The organism is Vineibacter terrae (assembly GCF_008039615.1).
Taxonomy (GTDB): Bacteria; Pseudomonadota; Alphaproteobacteria; order Reyranellales; family Reyranellaceae; genus Vineibacter; species Vineibacter terrae.
Map to the genome: position 1 here is coordinate 91,538 of NZ_VDUZ01000012.1, position 20,435 is coordinate 111,972.

Genomic DNA, 20,435 nt, shown 5'->3' on the forward strand with positions numbered 1-20,435 from the left:
AGGGGCGCCTACGCCCTATGGTGCGGCCGCGCCGCTGGCATCCGGCGGGTGCGGCGAGGAGGGACATGATGGCTGGGCCTTTGGCAGGTGTGCGGATTCTGGATTGCACTTCGGTCGTGCTGGGGCCGTGGGCGGCCCAGCAGCTGGGCGACCTCGGTGCCGATATCATCAAGATCGAATCGCCGGAAGGGGACACCACGCGCCAGCTCGGCCCGCGCCGCAACAAGAACATGGCGGCCTTCTTCCTGGGCTGCAATCGCAACAAGCGCAGCATCGTGCTCGACCTCAAGAAGGAGGACGGCCGCGCTGCCCTGTTCCGCATGGCCAAGACCGCCGATGTGCTGATGCACAACTACCGGCCCGAGCCGGCGGCGCGCCTGGGCGTGCCCTACGAGGCCTTCGAGAAGGTCAACAAGCGGCTGATCTACGTCGCCACCTACGGCTACCGCGCCGCCGGGCCGATGGGGCCCAAGGCGGCCTACGACGACATCATCCAGGCCGGCTCCGGCCTGGCGTCGCTGCAGACCGTGGTGGCGGGCGCGCCGCGCTTCCTGCCCACGATCGTCGCCGACAAGACCAGCTCGAACGCCGTGGTCGCGGCCGTGCTGGCGGCGCTCTACGAGCGCGAGAAATCGGGCCTGGGCCAGGCGGTCGAGGTGCCGATGTTCGAAAGCCTGGTCTCCTACGTGATGGTCGAGCATCTCTACGGCGAGAGCTTCGTGCCGGCGATCGACACCGCAGGCTACAAGCGGGTCCTCAACAAGGAACGCCGGCCCTATCCGTCGAAGGACGGCTTCTTCGCGCTGCTGCCCTACAACGATGCCAACTGGCACGAGTTCTGCCAGCTCGTCGGCCGGTCCGACATCATGCAGGATCCGCGCTTCCAGTCGCTTGAGGCCCGCCTGACCAACGTCGAGGTGGTGTACGCCACGCTGGCCGAGATCTGCGCCACCCGCACCAACGCCGAATGGGTCGCGCTGCTGAAGGACTCCAACGTGCCGCACGGGCCGGTGAACACCCTGGAGGATCTGTTCAACGATCCGCAGCTGCAGGCCACCGGCTTCTGGAAGGAGGTCGATCACCCGACCGAGGGGCGGCTGCGCATGCCCGACATCCCGCCGAGCTTCAGCCGCACGCCGGGCGAGATCCGCTATCTGCAGCCGCGCCTGGGCGAGCACAGCGTCGAGATCCTGCGCGAGTCCGGCTTCTCGGCCGCCGAGATCGACGCCATGCTCGCGACCGGCGCCACCCGCGACGGCACCAAGGGCTAGCACGGCCACTGTCATCCCGAGCGTAGCGAGGGATCTCCCGCGAATGGCGCACCGTGCGTCCCTCGCAGGAGATCCCTCGCTGCGCTCGGGATGACAGGCTGAAACGCGCCGGAAAGGGCTATACTGCCGCCCATTCCGGAGGCTGCCATGACCCTGTCCGCTGTCGAGGCTGCGCCCAAGGCCGAGCTGCACATCCACCTGGAAGGCTCGCTGGAGCCGGACATGCTGCTGGCGCTGGCCGCGCGCAACCAGGTCACGATCCCCTACGCGAACGCCGATGAGCTGCGGGCCGCCTACGACTTCGCCGACCTGCAGGAGTTCCTCGAGCTCTACTGGGCCGGCCAGAGCGTGCTGCGCACCGAGCGCGACTTCTACGACCTGACCCACGCCTACCTGGCGCGCGCCCATCGCGACAATGTCGTGCATGTCGAGGCCCACCTCCTGCCGCAGGGCCACACGCCGCGCGGTGTTCCGTTCGGCGCGGTGCTCGACGGCGCGCTGGCAGCCTTCGACGACGCGCGGCATGCGTTCGGCATCACCGGCGGCATTATCCTGGGACTCAATCGCCACGAATCCCAGGACGAGGCGCTCGCGGTGCTGCGGTCCGCCCAGCCCTGGCGCGACCGGATCCTGGCGCTGGGCCTGGAGGGACCGGAGAAGGGCAACCCGCCATCGAAGTTCACACAGGTCTATGATCAGGCGCGCGACTGGGGCTGGCACCTGACGGCGCATGCCGGCGAGGAAGGGCCGCCGGACTACATCGTCGAGGCGCTCGATGTGCTGAAGGTCGAGCGCATCGACCATGGCGTGCGCTGCGAGCAGTCGCCGGCGCTGGTGCGGCGCCTGGCCGAGCAGGGCGTGCCGCTCACCGTCTGTCCGCTCTCGAACGTGATGCTGAAGGTGTTCCCCGCATTGGCGCAGCACAATCTGCGTCGCCTGCTGCAGGCCGGCCTGTGCGTGACGGTCAACTCCGACGACCCGCCGTATTTCGGCGGCTACGTGAACGCCAACTACACCCAGAGCGCGGCGGCGCTGGGCCTCAGCGCGGCCGAGCAGCGGCGCCTGGTGCGCAACGGCTTCGTTGCCGCCTTCATCGACGACGCGCAGCGCCGCCGCTGTCTGCACGACCTCGATGCGGCCTGGCCGCCGCCCTGAACCATCAGCGCGCGTGCAACCTCCCGCGCCGTAGCGCGTTTTTGATGCGGGACCTGCATGTCCCGACGCATCAGGAGGCAACCATGCTGAAAGGGCTTTGCGCAGCCCTGCTGACGTGCGCCCTGGCGGGTGCGTGCACGGTTCGCGAGACGAGAACCGTCGTCGTGCCAGCCGGTGCCGACACTGTCTGCCAGGGCTACGGCTTCACGCCGGGCACGACAGGCTACGACAACTGCGTCGTCCGTGAAGCCGATGCCCGCCGCCGCGGCCGTATGGCAGCCGACTACACCGAATCAGCGCTCGTCACCGATTCGCAGGCCGCCTGCTACTCCTATGGGCTGACACCCGGCACGACTCCCTACGATCGCTGCGTGAGCTATGAGATCAATGCGCGCCGCTATCGCTAGCTCGAACCGGTCAACGGGTGATGGCAGGCGGCGAGCTGGCCGCCGCTGATCGGCCGCAGCGGCGGCACCTCGTCGGCGCAGCGCTGGTCGGCCCGCGGGCAGCGCGTGCGGAAACGGCAGCCCGAGGGCGGTGCGATCGGCGACGGCGGTTCGCCGATCGGTATGTTGACGGTGGGCCGGATCGTCGGATCCGGCACCGGGATCGCATCGAGCAGCAGCGCGGTATAGGGATGCGCCGGACGCGTGAAGATCTGCTCGGTCGGGCCGACCTCGCACAGGCGGCCCAGATACATCACCGCGATCCGATCGCTCACGGCTTTCACGACCGCCAGATCATGCGCGATGAACAGCAGCGTCAGCCCGTAGCGGCGCTTCATGTCCTCGAGCAGGTTCAGGATCTGGGCCCGGATCGAGACGTCGAGCGCTGACACCGGCTCATCGCAGATCACCAGCTCAGGCTCCAGCACCAGGGCGCGGGCGATGCAGATGCGTTGGCACTGCCCGCCCGAGAACTCGTGCGGCAGGCGGCCGCCGGCCGTATCGGGGTCGAGGCCGACCGCCGTCATCACCGCGCGCACCTGCCTGTCGCGCTCGGCGCGGTCCTTGATGCCGGCGATCACCAGCGGCTCGGCGATGATGTCGGCGATGCGCCGGCGCGGGTTGAGCGATGCGATCGGGTCCTGGAAGATCAGCTGCAGCCGGCGGCGCATGCGGCGCAACGCTTCCCCGCCCAACCGGGTCAGGTCAGTGCCGTCGAACACCACCCGGCCGGCGGTCGGCCGGCGCAGCTGCAGCACGGCGCGGCCCAAGGTCGACTTGCCGCAACCCGACTCGCCGACCAGGCCCAGGGTCTCGCCGCGGTCGACATGCAGGCTCACGTCGCTGACGGCGTGCACGGTCTTGCTGCCGACAGGGTATTCGACGACGAGGTTCTCGACCTCCAGCAGCTTGCCGTTCTTCACGCCGGCCATCATGCCTCCGGCATCGGCGCGGGTTGCAGGGGATGCCAGCAGGCGTATTGGCTGCCGGCGGGACCACTGTCGGCCAGCGGCGGCTTCGCGGCGCGGCACTGGTCGTCGGCATGGCGGCAGCGCGGCGCAAAGGAGCAGCCCGGCAACGGCCGGGTCTGATCGGGCGGCCGCCCGGCGATCGCCGGCAGCGCCGTATGCGGCGGCGAATCGAGCTTGGGAATCGCGGCCAGCAGGGCCTGCGTGTAGGGCATGCGCATGCCGGCGAACAGCGATGGCGTCGGCGCGCGCTCGACCACGCGCCCGGCATACATCACCGCCACCTCGTCGGCGCGGCCGGCGACGACGCCGAGATCATGCGTGATCAGGATCATCGCCATGTGGCGGCGCTGCTGCTCGCGCGCCAGCAGGTCGAGGATCTGCGCCTGCACCGTGACGTCGAGCGCCGTGGTCGGCTCGTCGGCGATCAGCAGCTTGGGCTCGCACGACAGCGCGATCGCGATGGCCACGCGCTGGCGCATGCCGCCGGAGAGCTGGTGCGGGTACTGCCGCAGCCGCTGCTCGGGCGCCGGGATGCCGACCGCCGCCAGCAGCTCGGCGGCGCGCCTGGTGGCGGCCGCCGTGTCCATGCCGAGATGGGCCTGCAGGGTCTCGATCAGCTGCGTGCCGATGGTCAATACAGGGTTGAGCGAGGTCATCGGGTCCTGGAAGACGACCGCCAGCGACGGGCCGCGCAGCCGGCGCAGCGCCTCCGGCGACAGGCGCACCATGTCCTGTCCGTCGAACATGACCCGGCCCTTGAGCGCGGCACGCTTGGGCAGCAGCTGCAGGATGGCGCGCGACAGCATGGTCTTGCCGCAGCCCGACTCGCCCACGATGCCCAGCGTGCGGCCCGGCGCCAGGCTGAGATCGACCTGGTCGACCGCCAGCAGCCGGCCGCGCGGCGTCGGCAGCTCGACCGACACGCCCTCGACGGAGAGCAGTGGCTGGCTGGTCATGTTTTGGACCGCGCGCGTCCACGCGCGCACCGGTTCAGCGGCGCCGGATCATGAGCGCGCGTAGACGCGCGCGGTCCGAAACATGAGCTCACCCTCCTCACAGGGCCCCCGGCCGCGGGTCGGTCAGCGCCCGCAGCGTGTCACCGATGATGTTGAAGGCCAGCACGGTGATGAACATCGTGCCCGCCGGCAGGAAGGCGAGCCATGGCGCGATGTCCAGGCTCTCGCGGCCTTCGGCGATCATGCTGCCCCAGCTTGGCGCCGGCGGCGGCACGCCCAGCCCCAGGAAGCTCAGCGCACCCTCGACCACGATGGTGACGGCGACCCCCAGAAGGAAGAAGGCGACCAGCGGCAGCGAGACGTTGGGCAGCAGCTCGCGCAGCAGGATGCGGCCGTGCGTGGCGCCAAGGGCGCGGGCGGCGACGACGAATTCGCGCTCGCTGAGCGACAGGGTGACGGCACGGGCGACGCGCGTGAACGCCGGGATGCTCAGCACGCCGATCACCAGGGTGATGTTCAGGACCGTCTGCCCGAGATAGGCGAGGACGGCGAGCAGGAAGACCAGTGGCGGAAAGGCCAGCAGCACGTCGACGCCGCCAACTGTCAGGGTCTCGAGGCGGCCGCGGAAGTAGCCTGCCAGCATGCCCAGCGCGCCGCCGATCGTGACGCCGATCACCGACGACAGCAGCCCGACCGTGAGCGAGACGCGGGCGCCGTAGATCAGGCGGGAGAGTATGTCGCGGCCCAGGCTGTCGGTGCCCAGCAGATGCTCGGCGCTGGGCAATGCGCGCTTGCCAAGCATGTCCATGTCGGTGGGGCTGGCGATGGGCAGAATGGTGGCAAACACCGCCGCCAGGCCGATCAGCAGGACCCAGGCGACGGCGCAGAGGAAGAGGCCGCCCAGCTTGCGGCGCTTGGCGACAGGTGAGGCCAGCGCGGTGTCGCCGTCGATCTCAAGCACGGCCATGGCGGATCCTCGGATCAAGCACGCCGTAGAGCATGTCGACGATGAAGTTCACGATGACGAAGCCGGCGGCGACGAACAGCACCACGCCCTGCAGGATGATGAAGTCTCGGGCGTAGATGGCGCCCACCAGCAGCCGGCCGATGCCGGGCAGCGCGAAGATCGTCTCGACGATCAGGGCGCCGCCGATCAGCCGGCCGATGTTGATGCCGGTGATCGTGACCAGGGTGAGCGACGAGGGCTTCAGCGCATGGACCAGCAGGATGCGCGCCGGCCGCAGCCCCTTGGCCTTGGCCATCGCGATGTAGTCTTCCTGCAGGGTGGCGATCATGTCGGAGCGCAGCACCCGCATCAGGGCCGGCCATTCGGCGAAGGCAAGCGTCAGCGCCGGCAACACGAAGCTGCGCAGGTTGCCGACCGGATCCTCGCTGAACGGCACCCAGCCCGTCGCCGGCAGCCAGTTGAACTGCACCGCGAACAGGAAGATCAGCAGGATCGCCACCATGTAGGACGGCAGCGACAGGTTGGCGAAGGCGAAGCCGGTGAAGAAGCGATCGATCGCGCTGCCGCTCTTCACCGCGCACAGGATCGCGAGCGGAATGCCGATCATGAGCCCCATCACCTCGGCCATGATCATGAGCTCGATCGACACCGGCAGGCGATCGAGCACGGCGTTGAGCACCATCTCGCCGGTGCGGAATGACCGGCCAAGGTCGCCCTGCAGGACGCCCCACAGCCAGTGCAGGTAGCGCTGCCAGATCGGCAGGTCGAGCCCCATCTTGGCACGCAGCGCCGCGAGCTTCTCCGGCGTCGCCTGATCGCCCAGGATGGCGTAGGCGAGATCGCCCGGCAGCAGCGAGGCGATCAGGAACGTGAGCAGGCTGACGGCAAGCAGGACCGGCAGCAGATAGAGCAGCCGCCGGCCGATAAAACGGGCCATGCCTATTCAAGCCACGCGTTGGACACGTCGATCACGCCGCCATACAGCTTCGGCACGCCCTTCACCTTGGCCTTGGCCATCGCGTAGTACGTATTCTGGAAGGTCCAGAACCAGATGGCCTCCTGGTTGATGATGCGGCTGATGGCGCAGTAGTCCTCGGTGCGCTTGGCCTCGTCGGGCGTGACCCGGGCATGCTCCAGCAGCTTGTCGAGCTCGGGGTTCGAGTAGTTGGCGAGCGCCACCGGGCTGCCGGTGTGGAAGTTGGCGTACATCTGCACGTCGGGATCCGGGAAGTCGACGATGCGCCAGCCGATGACGTCGAACTTGCGCTGGAAGGCGCGCGGCGGGAAGGTCGCCTGGTCGACCATCTCGATCTCCATATCGGCGCCGACCTGCTTCCACAGCTGCTGGTATACCTGGGCCGCGGCCCGGCCGCGCGGAGTCGCGGTGAACAGCATCTTAAAGGCTACCGGCTTGCCGTATTCCTTGATCAGCGCCGCGGCCTTCTTGGGATCCTCGGGCAGGGCGCCGTCATCCTTGCATTTGACCCACGAGCCGTCGCCGTAAGGATTGCTTGCCGGCCGGGCGAGGCCGTTGGTCAGCGCCTGCGACATCTTCTTGCGATCGAGCGCCATGACCAGGGCGCGACGCACGCGAACGTCGTCAAGCGGCGCGACCTTGGTGTTGATGGCGTTCACCGCCGCGCCCGACCCGGCATAGGTCAGCACCTGCAGGGTCTTGTCGTTGCGGGCGCGCATGATGTTGTCGGCTTCCGACTCGTCGGCCCACACCAGGTCGGTCTCGCCCGACTTCAGGCTGGCAAAGCGTGATTGCGCATCGGGCAGCGGCCGCAGCACGACGCGGTCGAGGTACGGGCGACCCTTGTCCCAGTAGCTGGGGTTGCGCTCCACGACCAGGCGATCGCCCGCGGTCCACGATTTCAGCACGAACGGCCCGGTGCCGACGGGATTGCGGTTGTAGTCGTCGCCCTTGGCCAGCATCGCCGTCGGCGAATGGATCGTGCTGTTCTGGTCGGGGCGCGTGATCAGGGCGGGGAAATTCACCGCCGGATCCTTGAGGTTGTAGACGACCGTCAAATTGTCCTTGGCGTCGATGCTCAGGATGTTGGCGATATAGAACGCGCAGCGGCAGTTGTTCTTGGGGTCCTTCTGGCGGTCGAAGTTCGCTTTCACCGCCTGGGCGTTGAACGGCGTGCCGTCGTGGAACTTGACGTCCGGCCTGAGCTTGAAGGTCCAGGTCTTGAAGTCCTCGGAGCTGGACCATGAGAGCGCGAGCCTGGGCTTGGGCTTGCCGCTGTCGTCGAGGCTGACGAGCGTCTCCAGGATCAGGCTGGCGGCAATGTTGGCCGCCGTGTCGTAGACGCCGACCTTGAGCGGATCGAACCCGGGGATATCGAGCTCCAGCCCTACCGTGAGCGAGCCGCCTTGCTTCTGTGCTGCCGCGGGCGCGGCCGCGAACGCTGCCGCCAGGGCCAGCGAGCACGCGATGGAACCGAGACGCAATCCAGACCGGGTCATGACGTTTCCTCCAGGACATGCGGCGTTCGATGCGCTGCTTGGGCGGTACTGTAGACAGGGTCGCACGGCGACGTCCATGGGATCGCGCGCCGGATCGATCACCGATACGTGGCCACCCTCGACGGCCGCAACCGGGCCCTGTACCGTTCCCCGAAATGGGGGAGGCAAGCATGGTAACCGTCTACTTCGCGACCAATCGCCAGAATGAGGGGACGGAACGATCACCGAAATTCGGCCGGAATTTCAGCGAGAAGGGCTTAACCTACCTGCGCTTCGGTTCGGCGGAGGTCGAACCGCCAGCGCGCCCCGGCGGACGCTACAAGGTCACGCAGGTGCACCTGCCGCCAGAAAACATCATCGATGACCCGGACGCGCCCAAGCGCGAGAAGGCCAAGGAGAAGCTCGGCAGCCGCGAAATCTTCGACGAGCTGCGGGCCTCGATGGTCGCCAACCAGAGCGATGCGCTGGTGCTGATCCACGGCTTCGCCTGCAAGTTCGAGGAGGTGCTGGAGCGCGGCGCCCAGCTCAAGGAGATCTATCAGCTCGACGAGAAGCCGCTCGAGGTCTTCGTCTTTTCCTGGCCGGCCGACGGCAAGATGATCCCGCTGATTTCCTATCCCCGGGATCGGGACGATGCGCGCGCATCGGGGCCGGCGATGCAGCGGGCGCTCACGATCCTGCTGCGCTATCTCGCTGGCATCGGCCGCGACGCCCATTGCGAGCAGAACCTCCATCTCGTGGCGCACAGCATGGGCAACTATGCCTTGCGCCATGCGGTCCAGGCGATCGTCGGCGACCTCGGCGCCAACCGGCTGCCGCGCCTGTTCAAGAACGTGTTCCTGATGGCGGCCGACGAGGACAACGACAGCTTCGAGCTCGCCTACAAGTTCGCGCCATTGGCCGGCCTTGCCGACGCCATCCATGTCTACTTCGCCGCCAACGACGGTGCGCTCAAGATCAGCCGCGACACCAAGAACGCCCAGGATCGCCTCGGCGCCACGGGCCCGCGCACGTTGTCGGACCTGCCGCTGAAAGTGACGCTGGTGGACTGCGAGCGGGTCAGCGCCACGACCGATGGCGACCGCGGGCACCAATACTACCGCAATCGCCCCGAGGTGGTGGCCGACATACGCCAGGTGTTGCGCGGATTGCCGCCGGACGAGGTTCAGTTCCGCGACTGGGTGCCGGAGAAACGGGCGTACCGGATCAGGCCGACATAGTCTGGCACGGCCGTGGTGATTGTCCTCGCTCGGGGCAACCAGAGCGCACCACCTTTGCGCATGACCGCCCTATTCCTGCCGTGGCGGTGGGAAAACCTGCGGTGTTCCGGGAACCCGTCCCGCCAGATGCCGCAGGCATGACCGATCTTTCTGGCACGTCATCACCGTCCGTCGTCGCCCGGGTCGCCGTCGCGCAGGCGGTGCCGACGCGATCGGATGCCGCGCTGTTCAAGGTCAAAGCCGCCCTGCTGCGCGTGCGACGCCATGGGCAGGACATCGCCAGCGGGCTGCGACTGCGGCGTCATCCGACAGGCGCATCTCTCGCGGATGCACCCGTCATCGCCCAAACCCGCTCACCGCTGTGGGCTCCTGAAGCGGACCCGCGGGAATGGGCACTGACGGCAGGCAAGATCCAGAACCTGCGCATCGCTGCGCGTTGCCTTGACGGCATTGAGGTGCCAGCCGGCGCGGTTTTCAGCTTCTGGCGCCAGATCGGCCGCGCCACGCGGCGTCGTGGCTTCGTCGCCGGCCGTGAGCTGCGCGAGGGCTGCATGATCAGCACCGTGGGCGGCGGACTGTGTCAGTTGTCCAACGCGCTCTACGAGGCGGCGCTCGACGCCGGCTTCGAGATCGTCGAACGCCACGCGCATAGCCGCGTGGTGCCGGGATCGCGCGCGGTGCTGGGCCGCGACGCGACGGTCTTCTGGAACTATGTCGATCTGCGCTTTCGCAGTGCGCACGCCTTCCGGATCGAGGCGCGGATGACCGGCAGCGACCTGGACATTCGGTTTCGCGGCATCGGCAGTGCGGATGCGACCGGCATGCCGCCGCTTCTGACGCCGCGCGGCGACATCCACGACTGTATGAGCTGCGGACAGGTCGCCTGCTTTCGCCATACGTCCCGGCCGGTTGCGTCACAGACACACCAGACGGCATGGCTGATCGATGCGTGCTGGCCGGAATATGCCGACCTGTTCGCACGACAAACCGGACCGCGCGACATGCTCTTCCTGCCCATGCGTGGGTCCCTGGCGCGGCGTTATGCCTGGCCGGCGGCCGCCGGCCGTGAAGTCCGCGCAACGGTCGTCGCCTTGGCCCGAGCGATCGCCGCGCGGCGGCAACCGGCGCAAGGCCGTGCGCTCCAGACGCTGGCGCTGACCTATGACCGCCGCCTGGCCGAGAGCTACGCCCGGCGGCTGCCGCACACGCATACCCATCTCGTGGTCGGTCAATCCCTCTTGCCGCATCTCTGGAAGCTCGGCTGCTTGCGGGGTCGGACGTTCGACGTGCTGATGGAACGCTGGCCGCTGGCCGAATTGCAGCGCCGATTGGACCAGGCGCTGCTGGTGTATCCGCACAGCCCCACGTTGGGTGATTTCCGGGCGCCGCCGGAGATTGTCGCGGCCGAGGCTGCAGCGCTTGCCGCCGCCGATCATCTGTACACGCCACATCACGCGCTCGCCGAAGCGCTGCACGGTCACGCGACGCTGGTGCCGTGGGCAGTGCCGAAGCCCGCGGCGACCGCGCGGGTCGCCGGCGGCCGCGCGCTGCTGTTTCCGGCATCTCCCGTGGGACGCAAGGGCATCTACGCGCTGCGGGCGGCGTTGTCCGGACTGGATGTGGAGGTGCTGATCGCCGGACGCGCCCGCGAAGACGGCGCGAGCCTGAGCGACTTCTGGGGCAGCATCCCGGTTCGGAGCCTGGAAGGCGCAGGGTGGCCGGAGCGCCTGGCCGGAGTCGTGCTGCCGGCCATCATCGAGCATCAGCCGCGCGCGTTGCTGCGTGCCCAGGCGCTGGGCATTCCCGTCATCGCGTCGACGGTCTGCGGTCTGGCGCCTCGTCCGGGCACCACACTGGTCGACTATGACGATGTGCCGGCGCTGCGCGCCGCCATCATCACGTGCCTCGATCACGTCTCCGCGAGGTAGAGGCTCAGGGCGTGCCGCGAGCCGTCTGCTCGAGCAGATGCCACGCGGCCAACTTGACCCGCGGCCGGCCTTCGGCCTGACCTGCGGTGTTCTCCGCCGCTTCGATGCGCTGCCATGCAGCGGTGTCGATGACACGCGTGCCGCGCGCCGCAAGCAGCGCGTCGAGACCGCCCGGGCCGGCTTTCCGTGACGTTGGTACGGCTGCGAGATCGTCGACAACGACCTTCACCAGCGCCAACGAGTCGGCGCGGTTGGTCGGGATGACGCCGGTCGGGCCGCGCTTGGCCCAGCCCACGACATAGGTGCCGGGCAGGCCGCGCACGCGGCCATCGTCGTGCGCGATATGGCCGCGTTCCAGGGGCAGGCCGGCGGGCGGCGAGGGATCGTAGCCGATGCAGGTCACCACCAGATCGGCCGGCACGCGCCGGCGCTGCTCGGGATGCCGCGTGTCGGCCAGCTCCAGCGCGCGCACCTTGCCGTCCACGCCGTGCAGAGCGACGGGCGTGCACCAGAACAAAAAGTGCAGCCGGCGATGTTTCGCGGCGGCCGGACCCACCGCGAAGCCGCGCAGGATCTCGAGGTTCTTGGTCTTGCGCATGCGCTCGGGTGCCGGATCGCTGTTGGGGGCCGTCACACCGTCCAGCAATTCGGGCTGCGTGACGGCCTGGAAGGCAGCCAGGCGGCCGAGCTCGGCGAGCTCATTGCCGGTGAAATTCGCATCGGCCGGGCCACGGCGGGCGACAAGGCTGACGGCTGCGAGATCGAGCTTGGCGATGGCCGCCGCGGCGTGCGGCGCGATGTCGGACTTCGCCATCTCGTCTGCCGTCTTGGCCAGCACGCGCGCGACATCGATGGCGACGTTGCCGGCGCCGATCACCGCCACCGTGCGCATGTCGGGCCGCAGCGGATCCAGATCAGCAAAGTCGGGGTGGCCGTTGTACCAGCCGACGAAGGCGCCGGAGCCGACGACGCCATCGAGCGTTTCGCCCGGGATGCCCAGCCGGCGGTCGTGGCTGCAGCCGGTGGCGATGATCAGCGCGTCGTACAGCGCCGACAAATCTTCAATGGTGACGTCGCGACCGACCTCGACATTGCCGATAAAGCGCACCGTGGGCTTGGCCAGCAGGCGCTCGAACTGGCGCTGCACCGCTTTCGTGCCCTGGTGGTCCGGCGCGACGCCGTAGCGCACCAGGCCATAGGGGCAGGGCAGCCGGTCGATGATGTCGATACGGGCTTCCGGCAATGCCCGCACCAGCCCGTCGACGGCATAGAAGCCCGACGGCCCGGCTCCGATGACGGCGATGGTCCGGCTCATGGTGTCGCGACCATATCGACTGCGCCGGGCGCGTGCTAGCGTGGACTGATCGTCATCTGGTTTCGCCGTGGAGGCCGCATGCTTCTGAAAGACCGTGTCGTGCTGATCAGCAACGCCACCAAGTTCACCGGCCGGGCCGCCACGGCGGCGGCGCTGGGCGAGGGCGCGACCGTCCTCGTGACGGACGAGAGCTTCGCTGACGCCGACAGGCGCAAGGCCTGGGAGAAGGAGTTCAAGGGCAGCACGGCGCTGGCCGAGCAGGCGCCGGCCGAGATCGGCGCCGCCGTCAAGGCGCGCGGCCGCATCGACGCCCTGGTCAACAACGACGCCTGGCCAGCGACGCGTGCACCGCTGGGCGAGGCCAAGCTCGACGAGTTCCGCGCCGCCTTCGAGACGATGGTGGTGCGCCCCTTCGCGCTCACGCAGCACATCGCGCCGCTGATGCGCCAGCGCGCCTATGGCCGCATCCTCTTCGTCTCCTCGGCAGCGCCGCTGCGCGGCATTCCCAACTATTCAATGTACGTCTCGGCGCGCGCCGCCGCCAACGGCCTGGTGTCGTCGCTGGCCAAGGAGCTGGGCAAGGACCAGATCACGGTCAATGCGCTGGGCTCCAACTATGTCGAGAACCCCGACTATTTCCCGCCAACGCTGCTGGCCAACAAGGAGGCGATGGCGCGCATGACGGCGCAGGTCCCGCTGGGCCGCCTGGGCAAGCCGCAGGAGATCGCCGCCACCATCTGCTTCCTGGTTTCCGAGGGTGCCGGCTTCATCACCGGCCACGTCCTGCCGCATGCCGGCGGCTGGGCATAACACCGCCAGCGTCATCCCGAGCGTAGCGAGGGATCCCCTGCGAAGGACGCACGGTGCGCCATTCGCGGGAGATCCCTCGCTGTGCTCGGGATGACAGAAAAATGCGGCGGTGCGGAATCTTTCTGTTCGACGGCAAGATCCCGCGCTTCATCCGGGCAGACAGCATGGCCTGGTTCGCGTGTCCGTCTCATCGTGCTAGGTGTCAGGCGATGGCGGCGCACGAGCGCCGCGCGATGGAGAGCAGCCAATGGGCAAGCGGATCGCACTCCTCACCAGCGGCGGTGATTGCGCCGGGCTGAACGCCGTGATCCGTGCCGTGGTGCGCCGTGCCCATCACGCCTACGATTTCGACGTGATCGGCATCCGCAAGGGCACGCATGGCCTGCTGGCGCGGCCGGTCGAGATCGAGGAGCTGAAGCCCGGGCATGACGATACGGCGCTGCTGCGGCTGGGTGGCACGGTGCTGGGCACCACCAACAAGGGCGATCCCTTCGCCTTTCCGATGCCCGACGGCACGCTGAAGGATCGCTCCGAGGAGATCGTCGAGGGCTTCCGCGCGCTCGACCTGGATGCCCTGATCGGCGTCGGCGGCGACGGCAGCCTCAAGATCCTGTCGCGGCTGGCGCTGCAGGGCGGCATCCCCTTCGTGGGCATTCCCAAGACCATCGACAACGACGTCGCCCGCACCGAGCGGGCCGTCGGCTACACCACCGCCGTGGCCACCGCCACCGAGGCGCTGGACCGGCTGCAGCCCACGGCCGCCAGCCACGATCGTCTGATGGTGCTGGAGCTGATGGGCCGCGACGCCGGCCACATTGCGATCGCCGCCGGGGTGGCCGGCGGCGCCGACGTCGTGCTGATCCCGGAGATCGACTGGACCCTGCAGATCGTGGTGCGGCGCGTGAAGGACCTGCGCGTCGCGGGCCGCAATTTCGCGCTGATCGTGGCGGCCGAGGCGGCGCGGCCATCGGACGTCGACGGCTCTGCGGTCGAGGCCGCAGGCGGCATCGGCCACTGGCTGGGTGTCGAGCTGGGCCGGCTCACCGGCGCGGAGACGCGCGTCACCGTGCTGGGTCATGTGCAGCGCGGCGGCGTGCCCAATGCCGAGGATCGGCTGCTGGGCTCGGCCCTCGGCGTGCATGCCGTCGACCTGGTGGCGCAGGGCCGCACCGGTCGCATGGTGGCATGGTGGAACCGCGACGTGGTCGACGTGCCTCTGGAAGAGGTCGTGGCGGTGCCCAGCGTCGTCGACCCGCAGGGTCCGGTGGTGCGCACGGCCAGGGGGCTGGGCATCTGCCTGGGGGACACCCTGTAGGCAGGTTCTTCTTCTCGGAATGAGGACTTCGACGTTTCGCCGCAGCCGGCAGCCTCTTGACTCTGAGCGATTACTCATCAATTGTGAGTAATTGATCACACAAGAGGCCTCCATGGTGCTTCCCTATTTCCGGCTGGCGGCGCTCGGGGTGGTGGTATCCGGTATTCTTTCGGTCCCGGCGCCGGCGCGGGAGCGGACCGTCGCCGCCCTTTCCGCCGTCGGTTTTCCGATCGTCGGCGGCTCGACGGTCGAAATGTCGCATGTGCGTCCCGCCGGCGCCGCGGCGGCGCCGGCGTCGGCGTCGGTCCATGATGCTGCCACGGCGCTGAGCCGGGCCGGCAAGTGGTCGACGGCAGGCGTCGTGGTCACGGGCGCGGTGGCGACGCTGGTGCTGCGCGATGCCAGCGGCGCGATGCAGGCCAGCCTGATCGTGCCGGCGCGGGCGATCACGGCCTCGGGGCTGCGGGCCGGCGATGCCGTGCGCACCACGGCGACGGAAGCCGGCACGATCCTGCACCGCGACGGGCGGGTGCTGGCCTTTGTCGCCGCCGATGACCAGGACCATCTCGTGCAGCATGACGCGCTCGTGGTCCACTGACTGTCGCGCGGCGATGGCCGGCATGCGGATTGCGGCGTTGGGCACCGGGCCGTCCGGCGCGCGGGCCGGGGAGTCGGCGTGCAGCGACCGGCTGCCGCCCGTCGCTGAGGTGGTGCAGGCGGCCGCGGCCGCGAAACGCCTGGAGCGGGCTCTGGACGATACCGGCGCCGACATCGCCATCATCGGCCGCGTCGGCGCCGATCTCAGCCGCCACGGCGTCACCTGGACCCATGCCGGCATCGCCTGGCGTGACGATCCGGCGGGCCGCTGGCAGATCCGGCACGCGCTCAACGAGCGCGCCGGGCCAACATCGCGCCTGTACCGCCAGGGCCTGATGAACTTCTTCCTCGATGGTCCCTGGACCTACGACGCTCTCGTGCTGGTGCCCGGCCCCGAATTGCGCGCGGGACTGCTGGAGCGGCTGGAGGCCGGATCGATCGAGACCCTGCATCAGCCGCGCTACAGCGTGATGGCCTATCCGTTCGCCATGGCCTATCAGAACTCCAACCAGTTCGTGCTCGAGAACCTGGCGCTGGCGCGCGCCGGCAGGCTCGATGGCGACCGCGCGGCGGCGATCGCCGAGCTGCGGCAGTCCGGCTTCGAGCCGCACACGGTGTGCTTCACGCGGCTGGAGCGCCTGGGCGGCCGCTTCCGCGCCAATGTACGCTTCGACGACCACCCTCGCGCCGCCGCCAACGACAATCGCTACGCGGTGGTCACCGTCCAGGCCATCGAGCGTTGGCTGGCCTCGACCGGCACCTTGTCGGCCAGCATCGAGGTGCGCCCGCAATGACGGCAGGCGCGCTCACCCGCCGCATTTCGGGGTGGCGAAGGCGTTGAGCTCCTTCACGTCGGCCCGCCAGACGATGCCTTCGCGCCGGAACGTGAAGCGCGCGATCACACCGCTCTCGTGCAGCTCGAAGGTCGACTCCATCCAGTCGCTGAGCGCCCTGGAGGTCTGCTTCAGCGTCCAGGCCCTGCCACGCAGCAGCGGCGAACTGATCCGCGGCGCCGGCGGCTTCAGGGCCGGCAGGGCCGCCGCCCGCGCCACGGTGACATCGGCTGCGGCATAGAAGCGGCCCAGCTCAATGGTGCGCAGCGCGAACGGACCGCCCGCCGTGTCGGGATCGCTGCTGCTGAGCGCATCGATCAGCTTGGCGCGCAGCGCCACGGGCAGCAGCGTGCCGGCCGGCAGGTCGACCTTGCGCGGCAGCTTGTCGGACTTGACGTCGAGCGTGCCGGCGCCGTCGGCGCCGAGCACGACCGTGCCGCGGGCTTCCTCGCCGCGGGCGCCGACGCGATAGCGGGCCTCGTATTGCAGTATCCGCCCGTCGGGCTTCTCGCTGAACTTGGTGCCCTCCTGCCAGGACTCCATCCGGGCGCCGGTGCGCCCGAGGCTGTACAGCAGGGCGCTGCTGTAGTCCCAGCTCTCGCAGGTCTTGCTCAGGCTGGCCGACATCTGGCCTTCCGCCTTGGTCTCGGCGGGCGGCTTCTCGACCGTGATCTGGTAGCTGATCGCATGCCCCTGGATGTCGGCGGCCTGCGCCGGCAGCGCCGCGGCAAAGAACAGTCCTGTCGTCCCGAGCGCAGCGAGGGATCCCCTGCGAAGGGCGCACCTCGCATCATCCGCAGGAGATCCCTCGCTGCGTTCGGGATGACAGGAGGGCTCGAGAATCCGCATGCATTCATATTACCGACCAGGAACGCCTAGCTGAAGGCTTCGTCCCAGGTGCCGCGGGTCGAGGCGCGGGAGTACTCGGTGGCCCGGTTCTCGAAGAAGTTGGTGTGCTCGACCGCATTGAGCATGAAGTCGATCCAGGGCAGCGGGTTCTTCTCGACCCGGTAGATCGGCTGCAGGTCGAGCTGCGTGAGGCGGTGGTCGGCGATGTAGCGGATGTAGCGCTTCACGTCCTCGGCGTTCATGCCCTCGATGGCGCCCATCTCGAACGACAGGTCGATGAAGGCATCCTCATGGTCGACGATGGTCGAGCAGGCGATGTAGATCTCGCGCCGCAGCTCCTCCGTCCAGATGCCGGGGTTCTCGGCGATGAAGGTGCGGAACAGGCGGATGATCGAGTTGCAGTGCAGGCTCTCGTCGCGCACCGACCACGACACGATCTGGCCCATGCCCTTCATCTTGTTGAAGCGCGGGAAGTTGAGCAGCATGGCGAAGCTGGCGAACAGCTGCAGGCCCTCGGTGAAGGCGCCGAACACGGCCAGCGTCTTGGCGATGTCTTCCTTGGAGTCGACGTTGAAGCCCTGCATGTAGTCGTACTTGTCCTTCATCTCCTTGTAGCGGAGGAAGGCCGAGTACTCCGTCTCGGGCATGCCGATCGTGTCGAGCAGGTGCGAGTAGGCGGCGATGTGCACCGTCTCCATGGCCGAGAAGGCGGCCAGCATCATCTGCACTTCGGTCGGCTTGAAGATCCGGGAGTAGTGCTTCATGTAGCAGTTGTTCACCTCGACATCGGCCTGGGTGAAAAAGCGGAAGATCTGCGTCAGCAGATGCCGCTCGCTGTCGCTGAGCTTGTGGCGCCAGTCCTTCACGTCATCGGCCAGCGGCACCTCCTCGGGCAGCCAGTGGATGCGCTGCTGCGTGAGCCAGGCGTCGTAGGCCCACGGATAGCGGAACGGCTTGTAGATCGGCTTGGCGTCGAGAAGGGACATGGGTCTCTATCCAAATTCGCTGGGAGCGCGCCACTCCAGTGGCGCATCGCCCGTAGCATCAGCGGAGGGCGACCACGAACTGCTGGGAAGACCGCCGTCGGACGGCCGTCGAGGCCGTCCGACGGCGTGCGCCACTGGAGTGGCGCGCTCCCGGCAATCACATAACTACTGGCACGCGAGGCACTCTTCGTAGTTGTTCTGCTCCGCTGCGGCGGCCAGCGGCAGCTCGGCGGGGGCGCCGGAACCGTTCTTGTAGCTCGAGGGCATCGCCACCGCGGCGATGGCCGCGTCGCCCGAGACCGCCTCGGCGCGCTGGATGCTGAGCGAGCGGCAGTAGTAGAGGCTCTTCACGCCGCGCTTCCAGGCCATCATGTGGATCTGGTGCAGGTCGCGCTTGTGCACGTCGGCCGGCAGGAAGACGTTCAGCGACTGCGACTGGCAGATGAACGGCGTGCGGTCGGCAGCATGCTCGATCAGCCAGCGCTGGTCGAGCTCGAAGGCGGTCTTGAAGACGGCCTTCTCGTGGTCGTCCAGGAAGTCGAGATGCTGCACCGATCCCTGGTTCAGCGCGATCGAGGTCCAGGTGTCCTCGTCGTCGCGGCCCTTCTGCGCCAGCAGACGCTGCAGGTACGGATTGCGCACGCTGAAGGAGCCGCTCAGCGTCTTGTGGGTGAAGACATTGGCCGCGATCGGCTCGATGCCGGGCGAGGCGCCGCCGGCGATGATCGAGATCGAGGCCGTCGGCGCGACCGCGAGCTTGTTGGAGAAGCGCTCCTGGATGCCGAAATCGGCCGCGTCCGGGCAGGCGCCGCGCTCGCCCGCCAGCTTCACCGACGCGGCGTCGACGCCCTGCTTGATGTGCTTGAACATCTTCTTGTTCCACACCTTGGCCATCACCGACTCGAGCGGGATGGTGTTGGCCTGCAGGAAGGAGTGGAAGCCCATCACGCCCAGGCCGACGCTGCGCTCGCGCATGGCGGCATAAGCGGCGCGCTGGAAGTCAGCGCCCGAGTTCTCGATGAAGGCCTGCAGCACGTTGTCCAGGAAGCGCATCACGTCCTCGATGAAGGTCGGATGCTCGTGCCACTCGAAATAGGTCTCCAGGTTCAGCGACGACAGGCAGCACACCGCCGTGCGCTCGCGGCCGTACTTGTCGACGCCCGTGGGCAGCGTAATCTCGCTGCACAGGTTCGAGGTCTTGACGGTCAGGCCGGCCAGCTTCTGGTGCTGCGGCAGGGCGCGGTTCACGTGGTCGATGAAGACGATGTACGGCTCGCCGGTCTCGATGCGCGCCGTCAGGATGCGGATCCACAGCCCCCGCGCCGACACGGTGCGCAGCACGGCGCCGTCCTTGGGCGAGGTCAGGGCCCATTCGGTGTCGTTCTCGACGGCGCGCATGAAGGCGTCGGGCACCAGGATGCCGTGGTGCAGGTTCAGCGCCTTGCGGTTGGGATCGCCGCCGGTCGGCCGGCGGATCTCGATGAATTCCTCGATCTCGGGATGGCTGACCGGGATGTAGACGGCGGCCGAGCCGCGGCGCAGCGAGCCTTGCGAGATCGCGAGCGTCAGCGAGTCCATCACGCGGATGAAGGGCACGACGCCGGACGTCTTGCCGTTCATGCCGACCTTCTCGCCGATCGAGCGCAGGTTGCCCCAGTACGAGCCGATGCCGCCGCCGCGCGCCGCCAGCCACACGTTCTCGTTCCACAGCCCGAGGATGCCCTCCAGCGAATCGCTGGCCTCGTTCAGGAAGCAGGAGATCGGCAGGCCGCGCTTGGTGCCGCCGTTGCTGAGCACCGGCGTCGCCGGCATGAACCACAGGTTCGAGATGTACTCGTAGAGCCGCTGCGCATGGGCATCGTCGTCGGCATAGGCCGCGGCGACGCGCGCGAACAGGTCCTGGTAGCTCTCGCCGGGCAGCAGGTAACGGTCGGACAAGGTGGCCTTGCCGAAGGCGGTGAGCTTGTCGTCCCGGCCACGTTCAGTCACAACGCGGCCGCCACTCTGAAGCTGAACTACATCAAACACTTGGCGCCCCCGTCACAGTCTTGTCCACCCCTGTGGGCAGAATTGTTTGTGACACAACATCTCGGTAAGGCTCTCGCCCTGACCACAATATGTCGATCATAAGTCGGCATCGCCGCCTGTCACCCCCAAACTTTTCCCTTAAGCGGGAATTACGAGAATGACGCCGCAAGCGCTTGAAAAGACGAGGGAAAGTGTCATCTAATATTGACCACACCACTCACTCGGATTTCATGCTGCAGCGCAATAAAAACGAGAACAAACCGCGCTTTGTGGCGGATTCATTGGCTCTTTGACGGAATTGTCAAGCATTCCG

Annotated in this window: 18 protein-coding genes; 9 read left to right on the forward strand and 9 right to left on the reverse strand. The window is 68.1% G+C overall.

What is annotated here, in order from left to right:
• Positions 1 to 65 precede the first annotated feature (65 nt).
• From FHP25_RS12890 to FHP25_RS12900, 3 genes are all read left to right on the forward strand, one after another.
• Positions 66 to 1,271: a CaiB/BaiF CoA transferase family protein gene (locus FHP25_RS12890; protein ID WP_178133487.1), complete on the forward strand. Its 1,206-nt coding sequence runs from the start codon at positions 66 to 68 to the stop codon at positions 1,269 to 1,271.
• Positions 1,272 to 1,418: 147 nt separating this feature from the next.
• A complete protein-coding gene (locus tag FHP25_RS12895) occupies positions 1,419 to 2,426 on the forward strand; it encodes an adenosine deaminase (protein ID WP_147847339.1) in 1,008 nt (335 codons plus the stop codon).
• 83 nt (positions 2,427 to 2,509) lie between these two features.
• Positions 2,510 to 2,833 carry a hypothetical protein gene (locus FHP25_RS12900; RefSeq protein ID WP_147847340.1) on the forward strand — a complete coding sequence of 108 codons (324 nt, stop codon included), beginning with the start codon at positions 2,510 to 2,512 and terminating at the stop codon, positions 2,831 to 2,833.
• Here the strand turns inward: FHP25_RS12900 and FHP25_RS12905 are convergent.
• The 5 genes from FHP25_RS12905 to FHP25_RS12925 all read right to left on the reverse strand — a co-directional run bounded on the left by FHP25_RS12905 (position 2,830) and on the right by FHP25_RS12925 (position 8,241).
• A complete protein-coding gene (locus tag FHP25_RS12905; protein WP_147847341.1) occupies positions 2,830 to 3,807 on the reverse strand; it encodes an ABC transporter ATP-binding protein in 978 nt (325 codons plus the stop codon). The genes FHP25_RS12900 and FHP25_RS12905 overlap by 4 nt on opposite strands.
• Positions 3,804 to 4,799 carry an ABC transporter ATP-binding protein gene (locus FHP25_RS12910; protein WP_147847342.1) on the reverse strand — a complete coding sequence of 332 codons (996 nt, stop codon included), beginning with the start codon at positions 4,797 to 4,799 and terminating at the stop codon, positions 3,804 to 3,806. The genes FHP25_RS12905 and FHP25_RS12910 overlap by 4 nt, the downstream gene beginning before the upstream one ends.
• 97 nt (positions 4,800 to 4,896) lie before the next feature.
• A complete protein-coding gene (locus tag FHP25_RS12915; protein ID WP_147847343.1) occupies positions 4,897 to 5,766 on the reverse strand; it encodes an ABC transporter permease in 870 nt (289 codons plus the stop codon).
• Complete coding sequence (locus tag FHP25_RS12920) at positions 5,753 to 6,703, reverse strand: ABC transporter permease (RefSeq protein ID WP_147847344.1); 951 nt, start codon at positions 6,701 to 6,703, stop codon at positions 5,753 to 5,755. Before FHP25_RS12920 ends, FHP25_RS12915 begins: the two co-directional genes overlap by 14 nt.
• Positions 6,704 to 6,705: 2 nt before the next feature.
• Positions 6,706 to 8,241, reverse strand: a complete 1,536-nt coding sequence (locus FHP25_RS12925) for an ABC transporter substrate-binding protein (RefSeq protein ID WP_147847345.1) — start codon at positions 8,239 to 8,241, stop codon at positions 6,706 to 6,708.
• A gap of 170 nt (positions 8,242 to 8,411) precedes the next feature.
• Here FHP25_RS12925 and FHP25_RS12930 point away from each other — a divergent pair, with 170 nt between their 5' ends.
• Together FHP25_RS12930 and FHP25_RS12935 are read left to right on the forward strand one after the other, a co-directional pair.
• Positions 8,412 to 9,461: an alpha/beta hydrolase gene (locus FHP25_RS12930; RefSeq protein WP_178133488.1), complete on the forward strand. Its 1,050-nt coding sequence runs from the start codon at positions 8,412 to 8,414 to the stop codon at positions 9,459 to 9,461.
• Between the two features lie 137 nt (positions 9,462 to 9,598).
• A complete protein-coding gene (locus tag FHP25_RS12935) occupies positions 9,599 to 11,389 on the forward strand; it encodes a VanW family protein (RefSeq protein ID WP_147847347.1) in 1,791 nt (596 codons plus the stop codon).
• 4 nt (positions 11,390 to 11,393) lie between these two features.
• Here FHP25_RS12935 and FHP25_RS12940 read toward each other — a convergent pair whose 3' ends face one another.
• On the reverse strand, positions 11,394 to 12,704 hold the full coding sequence (locus FHP25_RS12940; protein WP_147847348.1) for an FAD-dependent oxidoreductase: 1,311 nt from the start codon (positions 12,702 to 12,704) through the stop codon (positions 11,394 to 11,396).
• A 78-nt stretch (positions 12,705 to 12,782) separates the two neighbouring features.
• Between FHP25_RS12940 and FHP25_RS12945 the strand changes: the two genes are divergently transcribed.
• From FHP25_RS12945 to FHP25_RS12955, 4 genes are all read left to right on the forward strand, one after another.
• On the forward strand, positions 12,783 to 13,514 hold the full coding sequence (locus tag FHP25_RS12945; protein ID WP_147847349.1) for an SDR family oxidoreductase: 732 nt from the start codon (positions 12,783 to 12,785) through the stop codon (positions 13,512 to 13,514).
• Between the two features lie 247 nt (positions 13,515 to 13,761).
• A complete protein-coding gene (locus FHP25_RS12950; protein ID WP_147847350.1) occupies positions 13,762 to 14,829 on the forward strand; it encodes an ATP-dependent 6-phosphofructokinase in 1,068 nt (355 codons plus the stop codon).
• A 112-nt stretch (positions 14,830 to 14,941) separates the two neighbouring features.
• Positions 14,942 to 15,427: a hypothetical protein gene (locus FHP25_RS40770; RefSeq protein ID WP_178133489.1), complete on the forward strand. Its 486-nt coding sequence runs from the start codon at positions 14,942 to 14,944 to the stop codon at positions 15,425 to 15,427.
• A gap of 22 nt (positions 15,428 to 15,449) precedes the next feature.
• The gene (locus tag FHP25_RS12955) at positions 15,450 to 16,220 is read left to right on the forward strand and encodes a DUF2145 domain-containing protein (RefSeq protein ID WP_178133490.1); all 771 of its coding nucleotides are present in this window, start codon (positions 15,450 to 15,452) and stop codon (positions 16,218 to 16,220) included.
• A gap of 12 nt (positions 16,221 to 16,232) precedes the next feature.
• Here the strand turns inward: FHP25_RS12955 and FHP25_RS12960 are convergent, their stop codons facing one another.
• The 3 genes from FHP25_RS12960 to FHP25_RS12970 all read right to left on the reverse strand — a co-directional run bounded on the left by FHP25_RS12960 (position 16,233) and on the right by FHP25_RS12970 (position 20,083).
• Positions 16,233 to 17,108, reverse strand: a complete 876-nt coding sequence (locus FHP25_RS12960) for an EipB family protein (protein WP_147847352.1) — start codon at positions 17,106 to 17,108, stop codon at positions 16,233 to 16,235.
• 26 nt (positions 17,109 to 17,134) lie between these two features.
• The gene (locus FHP25_RS12965; RefSeq protein ID WP_147847353.1) at positions 17,135 to 18,094 is read right to left on the reverse strand and encodes a ribonucleotide-diphosphate reductase subunit beta; all 960 of its coding nucleotides are present in this window, start codon (positions 18,092 to 18,094) and stop codon (positions 17,135 to 17,137) included.
• A gap of 165 nt (positions 18,095 to 18,259) precedes the next feature.
• On the reverse strand, positions 18,260 to 20,083 hold the full coding sequence (locus FHP25_RS12970; protein ID WP_231712312.1) for a ribonucleoside-diphosphate reductase subunit alpha: 1,824 nt from the start codon (positions 20,081 to 20,083) through the stop codon (positions 18,260 to 18,262).
• Positions 20,084 to 20,435 lie beyond the last annotated feature (352 nt).